Consider the following 14,322-nt stretch of genomic DNA (forward strand, 5'->3'; position numbering starts at 1 on the left):
GGCGGCTCAGACGCCCGCGTAGGAGTGCTTGCCGGTCACGAAGATGTTGACGCCGTAGTAGTTGAACAGCCAGCAGCCGAAGGCGATCATCGCCAGGTAGGCGGCCTTGCGGCCCTTCCAGCCGGCCGTGGCCCGGGCGTGCAGGTAGCAGGCGTAGGCGATCCAGGTGATGAAGGACCAGGTCTCCTTGGGGTCCCAGTTCCAGTAGCGGCCCCAGGCGTCGCCCGCCCAGATCGCGCCCGCGATGATCGTGAACGTCCACAGCGGGAAGACGGCCGCGTTGACCCGGTAGGCGAACTTGTCCAGCGAGGCGGAGGCGGGCAGGCGCTCCAGCACCGAGGTCGCGAAGGCGCCGGGCTTGCCGCCGGTCTGCAGCTTGTTCTCGTACGAGTCCTTGAACAGGTACAGGATCGTGGCGACCGCGCCGACGTAGAACACCGCGCCGCAGAAGATCGCGGTGGAGACGTGGATGTACAGCCAGTACGAGTGCAGAGCGGGGACCAGCTGGTCACTCGCGGTGTACAGGACGGTGACCGCGAGACCGAGGTCGAGCAGGACCGTGGTGATCAGGAACAGGCCGAGCCAGCGCACGTTCTTCTTCAGCGCCAGCAGGCCCAGGTACACCCCGACCGCGACCGTGGAGAAGGTGATGTTGAACTCGTACATGTTGCCCCACGGCGCCCGCTCCACGGAGGCCGCGCGGGTGGCGACCCCGCCCAGCTCCACCAGGAACGCGAGCACGGTGAGGGAGATGGCGATCCGCCCGTAGAGGTCGCCCTGCTCGTCCCCGCCGTGCGCACCGGGCCCGTCCGGCACGTCCCGGGCGCCGGACGCGGAGCGCACGACGACCTTGGGCCGCTCCAGCACGGCCGTGCCGCCGGCCTGGTTGACGGTGACGGCGGGCGCGCTCGCCGCCTTCTGCGCGCCCTGGGCAGTCAGCGCCGCGGCCGTACGGGCCACCTTGCTGCGGCTGCCGAGGAGCCACTCGGCGATGTACGCGAAGAAGGCCAGGGTGTAGACGGCCATGGACGAGTAGATCAGCGTGTTGCTGATGCTCGCCAGGTGTTCGTTGGTCGCGACGGCGAGATCGGTTGCGGCGGCGAGAGTCACTTCTCAGCCCCTTCGGCAGGTACGACTTGGGGGTCGGGGGATGCTTCGTTGGATGCTGAAGAGTCGTCGGGGTCGGGTGCCCCCGGCGCCTGGTCGTAGAGGGTTCCGGCGAGGTGGCCCAGTTCCTCGGGCACCTTGGCGGACTCGCTGCGGCCGAGCCCGGCCATCTCGACGACCGTGACGCCGTCGGCGCCGCGCACCGCCCGCACCCACACGCGGCGGCGCTGGATGAACAGGGACCCGGCCAGGCCGAAGATCGCGGCGAGGGCACCGCCGAGCGCCCAGCCGCTGCCCGGCTCCTGGACGATCTCGAAGCCGGCCCACTCCTTGATGTCCTTCTCCAGGGTGATGGAGCCGGCACCGTTCGGGAGCTGCATGGTCTGCCCGGGCTTGAGGTTCCCGCGCAGCTGCAGGCCCTTGGCGTCCTTGAACGCCTTCATGTGGCTCTTGTCGAGCTGGTACACGCTCTGCGGAAGGCCCGAGTCGACGCCGAGGTCGCCGTGGTACGGCTCCAGGTTCAGCACCGGGTTCAGCAGTGCCGGGAACTGCGAGAGCACCGAGGCGCCACCGCCGTACGTCGGCAGGAAGAAGGCCCGGATGCCGAGCTGCTCCTTCTGCCCCTTGGCGTCGCGGTAGCCGTCCATGACCTTGATGACGCCCTGCGAGGTGACGTTGCCGTCGAGCGGCAGCAGCGGTACGGCGTCCTGGTAGACGACCTTGCCCTTGCCGTCGCGGACCGTGATGACGGGCGCGTAGCCGTGGCTGACCAGGTAGACCTTGGAGTCGCCGATCTGCAGCGGCTCGTTGACCTTGATGGTGGCCGGCTTCTCCTTGCCGTACGCGCCCTCGCTGTAGGCGATCTTCGCCTGGAAGGTGCGCGGGGTGCCGCGGCTGGGGCCGGTCAGCTCGTAGGTGCCCTTGAAGTCCTTCAGGTCGAAGCTGAAGGGCACCAGCTCGTCGGTGGTGAACATGCTGCCGGACTTGAAGTCGTCGTACATCGGCAGCGCGTTGGAGAAGCCGTCGCCCTCCACCATCAGCTTGGTGCCGTCCGACTTGAACATCTGGCCCGAGGCGAAGGCGGTCAGCAGCACGATCAGCGCGATGTGGAAGACCAGGTTGCCCAGCTCCCGTACGTACCCCTTCTCGGCGGCGACGGCGTCATCGACGAGATGGGCGCGGAAGCGGCGCTTCTTGAGCAGCGCGAGCGCGGCCTCGCGGACCTGCTCCGGCTCGGCGGTGGTGCGCCAGGTGGTGTAGGCGGGCAGCCGGTCCAGCCGCTTGGGGGCGCCCGGCGGACGGCCGCGCAGCTGGCCGACGAACTGCCAGGTACGCGGGACGATGCAGCCGATGAGGGAGACGAACAGCAGGATGTAGATCGCGGAGAACCACACCGAGCTGTAGACGTGGAACAGGCCGAGCTTGTCGTAGACCGGCGCGAGCGTCTTGTGCGCCTGGCGGAAGTCGTCGACCTTGGAGGCGTCGGCGCCGGTCTGCGGGATCAGCGAGCCGGGGATCGCGCCGAGCGAGAGCAGCAGGAGCAGCAGCAGCGCGACCCGCATCGAGGTCAGCTGCCGCCAGAACCAGCGGGCCCAGCCGATGACACCGATGCCCGGTACGGCGGCGATCTCCTCCCGCGGGGCGGTGGACAACTGGGAGCCGGCCGCCCCCAGGTCCTCCTGGTCCTGGCCCTTGTCGGTTTCGGTCTTGCTCATCGATCAGATCCCCACAGTGAAGCCGTTGGACCAGGTCTGCATCTGCTGCACGAGACTGTCCCACGCCCCGGTCAGCAGCAGCACACCGGTCACGATCATCATCGTGCCGCCGATGCGCATCACCCAGACATAGTGGCGCTTGACCCAGCCGAAGGCGCCGAGCGCCTTGCGGAAGGCGACCGCGGCGAGCACGAAGGGCACGCCGAGGCCCAGGCAGTAGGCGACCATCAGCACGGCGCCGCGCCCGGCGCTGGACTGCTGGATGGAGAGGGAGTTCACCGCCGCGAGGGTCGGGCCGATGCAGGGCGTCCAGCCGATGCCGAACAGGGCGCCGAGTATGGGCGCGCCCACCAGGCCGGTCGTCGGCCGCTTGTGGAAGCGGAACTCGCGCTGGGTGAACCAGGGCATCAGCCCCATGAAGAACACGCCCATGAGGATCATGAGGACGCCGAGCGCCTTGGACAGGACGTCCTTGTGCTCCTGGAGGGTCCAGCCGAAGAAGCCGAACAGCGCCCCGCCGGAGATGAACACGGCGCTGAAGCCGAGCACGAACAGGGAGGCGCCGGTGACCATGCGCCCCCGTTTGGCCTCGGCCAGGTCGGTGCCGGCGACCCCGGTGACGTAGGAGAGGTAACCGGGGACCAGCGGCAGGACGCAGGGCGAGAAGAAGGAGACGAGGCCGCCGAGCAGGGCGATCGGCAGGGCGACCAGCAGCGCGCCGTTCTTCACGGTCTGGTTCTCCGCGGCGAGCGTGAGGAGTGCGCTCACGTCACTTCTCCGCGAGGACCGGCTTGAGCATCTTCAGCAGGGCGGTGTCGTCGAGCGCCTCCAGCGCCCGCGCGGCGACCTTCCCGTTCTTGTCGATGATGAGCGTGGAGGGGATCAGCTGCGGGTTGAGCGTGCCCTTCTCGAAGCGGAGCATCAGCTTGCCCGTCGGGTCGTACAGACTCGGGTAGCTGATCCCGTGCTCCTTCTCGAAGGCGACCGCGGGCGTGGTGCTGGTGTCCCGGGTGTTGATGCCGACGAACTGGACGCCCTTGCCCTCGTACGCCTGGGAGACCTTGGAGAAGTACTTGGCCTCCTCCCGGCACGGCCCGCACCACGAGCCCCAGACGTTGATCACGACGACCTTGCCCTTGTAGCCGGCGACGTCCAGGGTCTTGCCGTCGATGGTCTTGCCGGACAGGTCGGGCGCCGTGGCCCGCTTGCCCTGCGCGACGGTGTCGATGCCGTTGTTGCCGGTGACGAAGCCGGTGTTGCCGCCCCCGCCGGAGGTGCCGCCGTTGCCGCACGCGGACAGGGTCAGGGCCGCCGCGGCGGCCATGGCGCCAAGCAGGACGGCGCGGCTACGGGTACTCATGTGAAAAGTTTCGCATGCCTGTTCCGGGGATCTCGCGCGCCCCCCTGGCGGGCGGAAAACCGCATTTCAGGAGGTATTTACTCCGGACATTTCGGTCAGCCTTCCCGGTGGCTCCTCAGGCGGCGTTCGAGGAGGCCGACTTGGCACCCTTGGCGTCCCGCAGGAATCCCTTCCAGCCCCCGGCCGGCTGCTGTCCGACCTCCAGCGTGCGCAGCTTGGCGAGCACCTCGGGCTTCTGGACGTCCATCCAGTCCACGAACTGCCGGAAGGAGACCAGGCGCACGTCCGCACCCTTCTCCTTCTCGCGCGCGATGTGCCGGAAGGCCTCCTCGACGGAGTCCATGTAGATGCCGCCGTTCCAGTGCTCGAAGTGGTTGCCGATGAAGAACGGTGCCCGGTTTGTCTTGTATGCCCGCTCGAATCCCGCGATGTATGCCTGCGCGGACTGCTTGCGCCAGCCCGGGTAGTTGTAGGCGGGCGCCTTGGTCGAGTTGACCGACTGGTTGGCGAGCATGTTGTAGTCCATGGACAGGACCTCGAAGGAACGTCCGGGGAAAGGTATCTGCTGCAACGGCAGGTCCCAGATCCCCAGCCGCTTCACCGGCCACACCTGACGCCCGCCCGGCGAGGAGGCGTCGTAGCGCCAGCCCAGCTCGCGGGCGGTGGGCAGCAGGTTGTTCTGGCCGAGCAGACAGGGCGTACGGCCGCCGACCAGCTCCTTGTCGTAGTCGAACGGCAGCGAGGGCAGTTCGGTCCAGCCGGTGTTGGTCCGCCACTCCTTCACGAACGCCTTGGCCTGCCGGATCTCGCTCGCCCACTGCTGCGGGGTCCAGTTGCCGACCGTGCCGTGGCCTGAGCAGAAGTGCCCGTTGAAGTGGGTGCCGATCTCGTGCCCCTCCAGCCAGGCCCGGCGGACATTGGCCAGCGTCGACTTGATGTGCGGGTCGCTGAGGTAGCCGATGTCGGAGGCGCCACGCGGGTTGTTCGGCGGCTCGTACATCCGCTTCTTCGCCTCGGGCAGCAGATACAGCCCCGAGAGGAAGAAGGTCATGCTCGCGCCGTGCTCCCTGGCCAGGTCCAGGAAGCGCGGGAAGAGACCGTTGCCGACCTCGCCGGCGCCGTCCCAGGAGAAGATCACGAACTGCGGCGGGGTCTGCCCCGGCTCCAACGGCTCGGGCCTGGCGGGCTGGTGCGGCTGCTTGCCGGTGAAGGAGGTGGAGCCGTCGCCGATCGGCCGGGCCTCGGTCCCGCCGTTCTTGCCTTCGCCCCCTCCGCCCGAGTTCCCGGAACCGGACCCGTGCCCTCCGCCGTCCGAGGACTTGAGAGACCCGCAGCCGGCGAGCGTGGCGGCGGCCGCCGCGCCCGCGCCGAGGCCGAGCATTCCCCTCCGGGAAAGGGTCCGGGAGTTGGTGCGCATGGAGATCCCCGATTCGTCGCGCCTGCTGGTGGTCACCCATTCAGAGGGCGCGACGATCGGGGAGGTTCCGATGATATTTATGTTTTTCGCAACGGATCCGGCAAAGGGAACCTAAGCCATTCCAAACGGACCGTCAGAAGGGCTGTTGGGAGGGCTGTTGGGTGGGCCGCCGGACGAGCCGTCGGGCGGGCCGTCGGAAGCGCCGCACCCAGCCCTCGCCCCTCACGCCCCGAAGGCCTTGCTCTGCCCCTGCACCGGCTTGGCGCCGGCCCGGAGATGAGCCGGTACGAGGTCGATGGCGGGCTCGGTGTAGCCGACGGAGACGATCCTGTCGCCCAGATACGTGAAAGTCGTCAGGGAGGCGAGGGTGCACTGCCGCCTGCGCGGGTCGTGCCACAGCCGCCGCTTCTCGACGTACGACCGCACGATCCAGATCGGCAGCTGGTGGCTGACCAGCACCGCCTCGTGCCCGCGGGCCTGGTCCTTGGCCGCGTTCAGCGCGCCCATCATCCGCACGACCTGGTCGATGTACGGCTCGCCCCAGGACGGCTTGAACGGGTTGACGAGGTGCTTCCAGTTCTCGGGCTTGCGCAGCGCGCCGTCCCCGACCCCGAAGGTCTTGCCCTGGAAGACGTTGTCGGCCTCGATCAGCCGCTCGTCGGTGTCGAGGTCGAGCCCGTGCGCCTTGGCGATCGGGGTGGCGGTCTCCTGCGCGCGCTCCAGCGGCGAGGCGACCACGTACGTGACGTCCCGCGAGGCGAGGTGGTCCGCGACCCGGTCGGCCATCTGCCGGCCCAGCTCGGACAGGTGGTAGCCGGGCAGCCGCCCGTAGAGGATCCCGTCCGGGTTGGCGACCTCGCCGTGCCGCATGAGATGGACGACGGTGATGTCCTTGCTGTTGTCGCTCACGCGGTGGCCTCCGCGGCCGCTCGGGCCGCCGCCGGGAGGGCGTCGGCGATCTTCTGGATGGCCCGCTCGTCGTGGGCCGTGGACACGAACCAGGACTCGAAGGACGACGGCGGCAGATAGACGCCGTTCGCCAGCAGCGAGTGGAAGAAGGCGGTGAAGCGGAACGACTCCTGCCGCTTGGCGTCCTCGTAGTCCCGCACCTGCCGGTCGGTGAAGAACACGGAGAACATGTTGGAGGCGGTCTGCAGCCGGTGCGCCACGCCTTCCTTGCCGAGCGCCTCGGTGACGAGGTTCTGGATCTGCTCGGAGACGGCGTTGACCTTGTCGTACGCCGCGTCGTCGAGAAGCCGCAGCTGGGCGAGCCCGGCGGCGGTGGCGACGGGGTTCCCGGAGAGGGTGCCGGCCTGGTAGACGGGCCCGGCGGGAGCGAGGTGGGCCATGACGTCGGCGCGCCCCCCGAACGCGGCAGCGGGGAACCCACCGCCCATGACCTTCCCGAAGGTCATGAGGTCGGGCTTGACCCCGTCGATCCCGTACCAGCCGCTCCGGCTCGTCCGGAACCCGGTCATGACCTCGTCGGAGATGAAGAGGGCGCCGTTCTTCCGGCAGGCGTCCTTGAGCCCCTGGTTGAACCCGGGGGCGGGCGGCACGACGCCCATGTTGCCGGGCGAGGCCTCCGTGATGACGCAGGCGATCTCGCCCGGGTGCCGATGGAAGGCCTCGTTGACAGCCTCGAGATCGTTGTACGGCAGCACGATCGTGTCCCCGGCCTGGGCGCCGGTGACACCGGGCGTGTCGGGCAGCGCGAAGGTGGCGACCCCGGAGCCCGCCGCGGCGAGCAGCGAGTCCACATGCCCGTGGTAGCAGCCGGCGAACTTGATCACCTTGGACCGCTGGGTGAACCCACGAGCGAGCCGGATGGCGCTCATGGTGGCCTCGGTCCCGCTGCTGACGAGCCGCACCTGCTCGACGGGCTCGATCCGGGCGACGATCTCCTCGGCGAGCGCGACCTCGCCCTCACCGGGCGTGCCGAAGGACGTACCCCGGGCGACGGCCTCCTGGACGGCGGCGATGACCTCGGGGTGGGAGTGGCCGAGGATCATCGGCCCCCAGGAGCACACCAGGTCGACGTACTCCCGCCCGTCGGCGTCGGTCAGGTACGGTCCCTTGCCGGAAACCATGAACCGGGGCGTGCCGCCCACGGCGCGGAAGGCGCGCACCGGGGAGTTCACGCCGCCCGGTGTGACGACGGACGCACGGTCGAAGAGCGCCTGCGAGACGGGCGCTTCATAGGGATAGGGCTGTTCGCTCATGGCACTCATGACGTGCGACTTCTCCGACTTCTCGGACTCCGGTTGCGTGGTGACCTCCTCAGGGTAGGCCGCGCCCGGGCCCGGCTGCGGCCGACCTCAAGATCGGAACCGTGATCGCGGCCGCGTCATCTGCGAGACTGACACCTGATACACACAGCTCATCGGCACGTAGTAGTCAGGGGCTGTGTCAGGGGCTTCTGAAGATCCTGCGGACTGGTGTTTAACCGCACGTTTCGGCGAGCGGCCGTGGGGGAGGTCACTGACACGATGATCGGGTTGCGCGGCGGGGGCCACGCGTCCTAGAAAAGCAGTCGGGTGGAGATATGCATCGCGGTGGCGGACTGGGCGAGGGGACTGATGACCTGGGTCCTCGACGTGCCCGGCGGGGAAGGCACCGGCGCGAAGCGGAGGAAACTACCGAAGCACGTCAGGCTGACGCACGTCAGGCACAGGGTGTACCGAGTGAGCCCCGCCTCCGGGAGGGGAGCAGGAATGGTGGTCGGGTGGGGGTGACGTACAAATACTTCGGCGCGCCGGACGGTGCGACCGCGGCCCGCGTCCCCATCTCGATGCGTCCCGAGGAACTCGGCGGCGACGAGCTGGGCATGAACGGCATGTTCACCAAGATCAAGCCGGAGACGATGGCCGCGATGGTGCTGACCGGCATCGAGGGAGTGCCCCTGCACAAGGTGCCGCCCCTGGAGCTGGTCGTCCTGCACCCCGACTACGCGGTCGTCAAGCTCCCCATGACGGTCGTCGACCCCCTCCGCGGCATCGGCGAGGAAGCGGTGGGCGCGGCGGCGTTCATCTGGTCGACGGTGCCGGACCGGGGTGGGCCCCGGGATGCGTTCAATGTGTACCAGTTGCTGCACGAGTGGCAGGACTTCTCGCATCGGCTGCATGAGGCGGGGCATCAGCCTTATTGCTTGGTTTGGCCCTGAGCTGGGGTTTCGTGGGGGTTGGCGGGGCTTTCGGGTCCCGCCCTTGTCGTGTGGCGGGAGGGGGCGTCAGGCGGCCACAGCCGCACCCGCCAGCAAGCCCTGGGCAACGCCCGCGGCCCCGCCCACGCACTACGCGCCGCACTTCAGCACCCGTATGTCGGTGCCGCTCTGCAGGAGGTGGGCCGGTGAGTACCCGAGCGCTCGTGTGCCACCCGGAGTGGACCCTCCAGCCCTACCGGGAGCCCGACGCCGAGCCCACCACCTATGCGATGCAGTGTGCGGTCTGTGGTGCCGGCTCGCCGCCCAGCGTCGACTTCGCGGACCCGCAGAACTGGGTGTTCGAGCACGACGGGCGCAATCCCTCGCACCACACGTACCGCGCCGCGCGGCGGCAGCCGCATATCAGGCAGGGCATCACCCGGCCCTGGCGGGCGTGGTGGAAGCCGTGATGGGCCGCGCAGTGAGCTGGCTTGCGCGCTACACGGGACCGTCGCTGATTGTGCTGATCTCCGCTTGCTGCGGCTTCGTGATCGGCGTCGCGCTCTCCACCACCCCGGCCGACCCCTGACTTCCCCGTCCCTGCCCATCGTCCACGGCGGAGGGCCCTGGTACGGGGACCGTCCCGGACGGAAGATGAGGTGTGAGAAGCCTCCTGGGGAGGTGATGGTGATGTACTGGGACGGCGGCTGGGTCTGGATGGCGTTCATGCCGCTGCTGTGGATCGCGCTGATCGGGCTGATCGTCTGGGCCGTGATCCACCTGACGCGGCGCCCGTCCGGTCGGGGCGACGACGCGGACCGAGGGTGGATGCCCACAGGGACACCGAGGGAGACACCGGAGGAGATCCTCGACCGCCGCTTCGCCTCAGGTGAGATCGACGCGGACGCCTACCACGAGGCGCGCAAGCATCTCGCCACCTACCGGCCCAGGCCGAGGTGAGAGCCCTGCGTCTTCACCCGGAGGCGAAGGAGAAGCTCCGCCACAAGCCGGAGGATCTGACCACCTCGTCCGACGACTGCATGGTCAGGTAGATACTCGCCCCGCCCGGTGGCACGGAGCAGTCGGGTGTCGTGTACAGGAGCATGTTGCTCTGCGTGTAGTTGGTGACGTGGGTCACGCCCTGGCGGAAGCGATGGCACCCGTGGATCGGCGGGTTCGAGATGGTCTCCACATACCTGACACCGTTGCGCGCCGTGACCTGGCCGGACGCCTGGTCCTGGCAGGCGGTCAGTGCGATGCCGAGCAACGCGATGCCGGTGAGCGCGGCCAGTGGCCGTGAAACGCGCATCGAGCCTCCTGTGCCGGGGCTGAGCCATCGGGGCCCATCGAGACGTCGTACCAGTTCCACTATCTGCCAGATCTTCGGCCCAGACCGATCGGGTACTCCATTCGGGTGAGGCTGGCCCTCGCGCAGTCACGGTCAGTAAACATCGCGTACGTAGCGCTTGTCGGCGGCGAGCTGCTTGACGTACGCCGTCGCCTCCGCCTCGGTCAGGCCGCCGTGGACGGTGGCGATCTCGTGCAGGACCTGGTCGACGTCCTTGGCCATGCGGGAGGCGTCGCCGCAGACGTAGAAGTGGGCACCGTCGCGGAGCCAGGACCACAGCAGCGGGCCGTGTTCGCGCATCCGGTCCTGGACGTAGACCTTGGCGCGCTGGTCGCGGGAGAAGGCGGTGTCCAGGCGGGTGAGGGTGCCGTCGGCGAGGTGGGCGGCCAGTTCCTCCTCGTAGTAGAAGTCGGTCGCCCGGTGCTGTTCGCCGAAGAACAGCCAGTTCGGGGCGCGGTGGCCGCGGGCCCGGCGTTCCTCCAGGAAGCCGATGAAGGGCGCGATACCCGTGCCGGGGCCCACCATCACCGCCGGCGCGGCGGGGTCGGCGGGCGGGCGGAAGTGCGGCGCCCGCTGGACGCGGACCGGCACCGGGGTGCCGGGCTCGGCATCCGCGAGGAAGGGGGAGCAGACGCCCTGGCGAGGACGGCCGCGCAGGTTCTCGTAGCGGACGACGGAGACCGTCAGGGACACCAGGTGGGGGTCGGTCAGTGGGCTGGACGATATGGAGTACAGGCGGGGTTGCAGGCGGGGCAGGAGGTCGGCCCACTCCTGTGCTCCGGCCCGGAGAGCGAAATCGGCGACCACGTCGACGGCCTGGCGTCCCCAGGACCACTGCGCCAGCTCGCCCTTGTTGTCCGGCCGCAGCAGCTTGCGCAGCTCTCGCGGGTCGCGGGTGCGGTCGGCGGCGAAGCGCAGCAGGTCGGGGGTGATGCGGGTGATGTCCAGGTGGCGCAGCAGGGCCTCGGCGAAGGGCACGTCTGAGGCGTTCTTGATCTGGACGGTCGTCTCCGCGTCCAGGCCGGTCACGGCCAGCCACTCCGTCACGAGCGCCGAAGAGTTCACCGGGTGTACGGCCAGGGCGTCTCCGGCCTCGTAGACCAGCGGGGTGTCGCTGTCGCGGGTGTCGAAGGTGAAGCGGCGGACCTCCTTGCCTGCGCCGGGCAGGCTCAGCAGGCGGTTGCCGGCGAGGCGGGCGGTGGTGGGGGCGGGGCGGGGAGGCCGGGGAGGTCGGGGAGTCGTAGGGGCAGCAAGGACCGGGGCGGTGGCCGGCTGCTCCGTGTCCTTCAGCGCGGTGCGCACCTGGTCCAGCCAGGCGTCCGCCGCGGTCTCGTAGTCCGGTTCGCAGTCGGTGCGCGGGGCCAGCTGTACCGCGTCCAGCTCCGCCATGCGCCGGTCGAGGCGGCGGCCGTGGCCGCAGAAGTCGTCGTACGAGGAGTCGCCGAAGGCCAGGACGGCGTAGCGCAGGCCCTTCAGGCGCGGGGCGTCGGGTGCGGTGAGGGCGTCCCAGAAGCCTGCGCCGTTGTCCGGGGCGTCGCCGTCGCCGAAGGTGCTCGTGATCAGCAGCAGGTCGGTGTCGGACGGCAGCGCGGCGGGGTCCGCGTCCTCCATGGGCAGGAGGGCGGCGAGGTGGCCGTCCACGGTGAGCCGCTCGGCCGCGGCGGTCGCGAACTCCTCGGCGTTCCCGGTCTGTGACGCCCAGAGGATCACGACCTGGCGGCGGGGAGCGTGCGCGGACGGCCCCGGGGAGCCGATGACAGCGTGCGTGGCCTCCGTCCTGGAGTACATACCGGCCAGCACGCCGTTCACCCACAGCCGGTGCTCCGGGCTGAACGGGGCGTCCGGCGGCAGCACCGGTACGCCCGGGGCACCCGACGGAATGCCGGCCAGGAAGCCGGTCAGATAGCGGCGTTCGTGTTCGGCCAGGACCGGCGGCGGTCCGGGCTCCAGACCGAACGGGGCGGGAGCGGACGTAGAAGCAAGGGCAGCGGGGGGTGGGACCTCGGTGGAGGACGCCTGGGCCGTGGCCGGAGTCGTCACCAGGACCGGAGTTCGCACCGTCACCGGGGTCGCCGCCTTGGTCAGCGACACCGCGCACACCTTGAACTCGGGCTGGAACGACAGCGGGTCGACCGCGTCGCTGGTCACGGCGTTGACGCTCAGGTACTCGCCGAACAGGTCGTTCCAGTGGAACGGGGCGAAACAGCAGCCCGGCCGCACCCGTTCGGTGACGACCGCGGGCAGCACGGCGCGCCCGCGGCGGGAGGCGACCTCCACCGAGTCCCCGTCCGCGAGGCCCAGCTCGGCCGCGTCCCGCGGGTGCACCTCCACGAAGGGACCGGGGTTGAGCTTGTTCAGCTTGGCCACCCTGCCCGTCTTCGTCAGCGTGTGCCACTGGTGCTGGAGGCGGCCGGTGTTGAGCACGTACGGGTAGTCGTCGTCGGGCATCTCCGCGGCCGGGATGTGCGGGCGGGCGTAGAAGACCGCGCGGCCGCTCGCGGTCGGGAAGGAGAGCGAACCGTCCTGGTCGACGTACCGGATCGGGTTGCGGTCGGGACCGTCGGCGCTCGCCGCCGGCCACTGCACGGGCGTCTCCCGCAGCCGCTCGTAGCTCACACCGCGCAGGTCCCAGCCGGTCGCGGGGTTCCAGGCGCGCCTGATCTCCTCGAAGACCTGCTCGGCGCTGTCGTACGAGAAGCCCTGCTCATAGCCCATCGCGCGGGCCACGGCGGCGATGATCCGCCAGTCCGCCATCGCCTCGCCGGGCGGGTCGACGACCGGCCGGGCGAGGGTCAGGTTGCGCTCGCTGTTGATCAGGACGCCCTCGGTCTCGGTCCACAGCGCGCCGGGCAGGACGACGTCGGCGTACGCGTTCGTCTCCGTCTCGGCGAACACGTCCTGCGTGACGACGAACTCGGCGGCCTCCAGGCCCTCGATGACCGTCTTGCGGTTCGCGACGGAGGCGACCGGGTTGGTGCAGATGATCCAGCACGCCTTGATGTCCCCGTCGGCCAGCTTCCGGAACATCTCGACGGTGCCCTTGCCGACACCGTCGGCGCGCAGGGCGCCCGGCTCCAGCTCCCACAGCTCCTCGACGAAGGCGCGGTCGGCGTCGACGAGCACGGAGCGCTGCCCGGGCAGCCCCGGGCCCATGTAGCCCATCTCGCGGCCGCCCATGGCGTTGGGCTGGCCGGTGAGGGAGAAGGGGCCGGAGCCCGGGCGGCAGATCGCGCCGGTGGCGAGGTGCAGGTTGACCAGGGCGTTGGTGTTCCAGGTGCCGTGCGTGGACTGGTTGAGGCCCATCGTCCAGCAGCTCGTCCACTCCCCCGCCTCGCCGATCAGGCGGGCGGCCTCGCGGATGTCGTCCTCCGGGATGCCGGTGATCTCCGCGACGGTGGCGGGCGGGTAGTCGGCGAGGAAGGCGGGCATCGCCTCCCAGCCTTCGGTGTGCGTGGCGATGAAGTCGGGGTCGGTGTGGCCGTTCGCGTGCAGCAGGTGCAGCAGCCCGTTGAGGAGCGCGAGGTCCGTGCCCGGCTTGATCTGCAGGAACAGGTCGGCCTTGTCGGCGGTGGCGGTGCGCCGCGGGTCCACGACGATCAGCTGGGCGCCCGCCGACTTCACCCGCTCCATCATCCGCAGGAAGAGGATCGGATGGCAGTCGGCCATGTTGGAGCCGATGACGAAGAAGACGTCGGCCCGGTCGAAGTCCTGGTACGAGCCGGGCGGCCCGTCCGCGCCCAGCGACAGCTTGTAGCCGGTACCGGCGCTCGCCATGCACAGCCGGGAGTTCGACTCGATCTGGTTGGTCCGGACGAAGCCCTTGGCCAGCTTGTTCGCCAGGTACTGCGCCTCCAGGCTCATCTGCCCGGACACATAGAGGGCGATGGCGTCGGGGCCGTGCTCGTCGATGATCGCGCGCAGCCGGCGGGCGGTCTCGGCGACGGCGGCCGCCACCGGCGCGGGCTGCGGCTCCTCGCCGCGGTCCGACCGGACGAGGGCGGTGGTCAGCCGGCCCGGCGCGGCGAGCAGGTCCGCGGTGGTCGCGCCCTTGGTGCACAGCCGGCCGAAGTTCGCCGGGTGCTCCTTGTCCCCGGTCGCCTTCAGGACCGTACGCCGCCCGTCCGCTCCCCTGCCGACGTCGAGGACCATGCCGCAGCCCACCCCGCAGTACGAGCAGACCGTCCGCACCTTCGTCGTGCCCTCAGTCCACGAGCCCGGCGCGGCCACGGGCGC

13 protein-coding genes are annotated in these 14,322 nt (G+C 69.9%); 4 read left to right on the forward strand and 9 right to left on the reverse strand.

Annotated elements, in window-relative coordinates:
- Positions 1 to 6: 6 nt before the first annotated feature.
- The 7 genes from ccsB to hemL form a co-directional block, all read right to left on the reverse strand.
- Positions 7 to 1,110 (reverse strand): c-type cytochrome biogenesis protein CcsB, encoded by a 1,104-nt coding sequence (gene ccsB, locus BEK98_RS07895; RefSeq protein WP_094215639.1) that lies wholly within the window; start codon positions 1,108 to 1,110, stop codon positions 7 to 9.
- Positions 1,107 to 2,822 (reverse strand): cytochrome c biogenesis protein ResB, encoded by a 1,716-nt coding sequence (gene resB / locus BEK98_RS07900; RefSeq protein WP_094215640.1) that lies wholly within the window; start codon positions 2,820 to 2,822, stop codon positions 1,107 to 1,109. The genes ccsB and resB overlap by 4 nt, the downstream gene beginning before the upstream one ends.
- A gap of 3 nt (positions 2,823 to 2,825) precedes the next feature.
- The gene (locus BEK98_RS07905) at positions 2,826 to 3,590 is read right to left on the reverse strand and encodes a cytochrome c biogenesis CcdA family protein (protein ID WP_094215641.1); all 765 of its coding nucleotides are present in this window, start codon (positions 3,588 to 3,590) and stop codon (positions 2,826 to 2,828) included.
- A gap of 1 nt (position 3,591) precedes the next feature.
- Positions 3,592 to 4,182, reverse strand: a complete 591-nt coding sequence (locus BEK98_RS07910) for a TlpA family protein disulfide reductase (RefSeq protein ID WP_208643039.1) — start codon at positions 4,180 to 4,182, stop codon at positions 3,592 to 3,594.
- Between the two features lie 115 nt (positions 4,183 to 4,297).
- Positions 4,298 to 5,599 (reverse strand): polysaccharide deacetylase family protein, encoded by a 1,302-nt coding sequence (locus BEK98_RS07915; RefSeq protein WP_094215643.1) that lies wholly within the window; start codon positions 5,597 to 5,599, stop codon positions 4,298 to 4,300.
- Between the two features lie 222 nt (positions 5,600 to 5,821).
- Positions 5,822 to 6,469: a histidine phosphatase family protein gene (locus tag BEK98_RS07920; protein WP_244201790.1), complete on the reverse strand. Its 648-nt coding sequence runs from the start codon at positions 6,467 to 6,469 to the stop codon at positions 5,822 to 5,824.
- A 35-nt stretch (positions 6,470 to 6,504) separates the two neighbouring features.
- Positions 6,505 to 7,821, reverse strand: coding sequence for a glutamate-1-semialdehyde 2,1-aminomutase (hemL, locus tag BEK98_RS07925; RefSeq protein ID WP_094215645.1), 1,317 nt, complete (start codon positions 7,819 to 7,821; stop codon positions 6,505 to 6,507).
- Between the two features lie 323 nt (positions 7,822 to 8,144).
- On the opposite strand from hemL, the gene BEK98_RS07935 reads away from it, so the two are divergent.
- From BEK98_RS07935 to BEK98_RS07945, 4 genes are all read left to right on the forward strand, one after another.
- On the forward strand, positions 8,145 to 8,762 hold the full coding sequence (locus tag BEK98_RS07935; RefSeq protein ID WP_208643040.1) for a hypothetical protein: 618 nt from the start codon (positions 8,145 to 8,147) through the stop codon (positions 8,760 to 8,762).
- Between the two features lie 185 nt (positions 8,763 to 8,947).
- Positions 8,948 to 9,211, forward strand: coding sequence for a DUF7848 domain-containing protein (locus tag BEK98_RS07940; protein ID WP_094215646.1), 264 nt, complete (start codon positions 8,948 to 8,950; stop codon positions 9,209 to 9,211).
- Positions 9,196 to 9,330, forward strand: a complete 135-nt coding sequence (locus BEK98_RS50830) for a hypothetical protein (protein WP_279635454.1) — start codon at positions 9,196 to 9,198, stop codon at positions 9,328 to 9,330. The genes BEK98_RS07940 and BEK98_RS50830 overlap by 16 nt, the downstream gene beginning before the upstream one ends.
- A gap of 95 nt (positions 9,331 to 9,425) precedes the next feature.
- Positions 9,426 to 9,701 carry an SHOCT domain-containing protein gene (locus BEK98_RS07945; RefSeq protein ID WP_094215647.1) on the forward strand — a complete coding sequence of 92 codons (276 nt, stop codon included), beginning with the start codon at positions 9,426 to 9,428 and terminating at the stop codon, positions 9,699 to 9,701.
- Positions 9,702 to 9,714: 13 nt separating this feature from the next.
- Here BEK98_RS07945 and BEK98_RS07950 read toward each other — a convergent pair whose 3' ends face one another.
- Positions 9,715 to 10,050 carry a hypothetical protein gene (locus BEK98_RS07950; protein ID WP_094215648.1) on the reverse strand — a complete coding sequence of 112 codons (336 nt, stop codon included), beginning with the start codon at positions 10,048 to 10,050 and terminating at the stop codon, positions 9,715 to 9,717.
- A 132-nt stretch (positions 10,051 to 10,182) separates the two neighbouring features.
- A complete protein-coding gene (locus BEK98_RS07955) occupies positions 10,183 to 14,238 on the reverse strand; it encodes a bifunctional nitrate reductase/sulfite reductase flavoprotein subunit alpha (RefSeq protein WP_425276595.1) in 4,056 nt (1,351 codons plus the stop codon).
- Positions 14,239 to 14,322 lie beyond the last annotated feature (84 nt).

Origin of the sequence: Streptomyces diastatochromogenes (genome assembly GCF_002242805.1) — a bacterium.
GTDB lineage: Bacteria > Actinomycetota > Actinomycetes > Streptomycetales > Streptomycetaceae > Streptomyces > Streptomyces diastatochromogenes.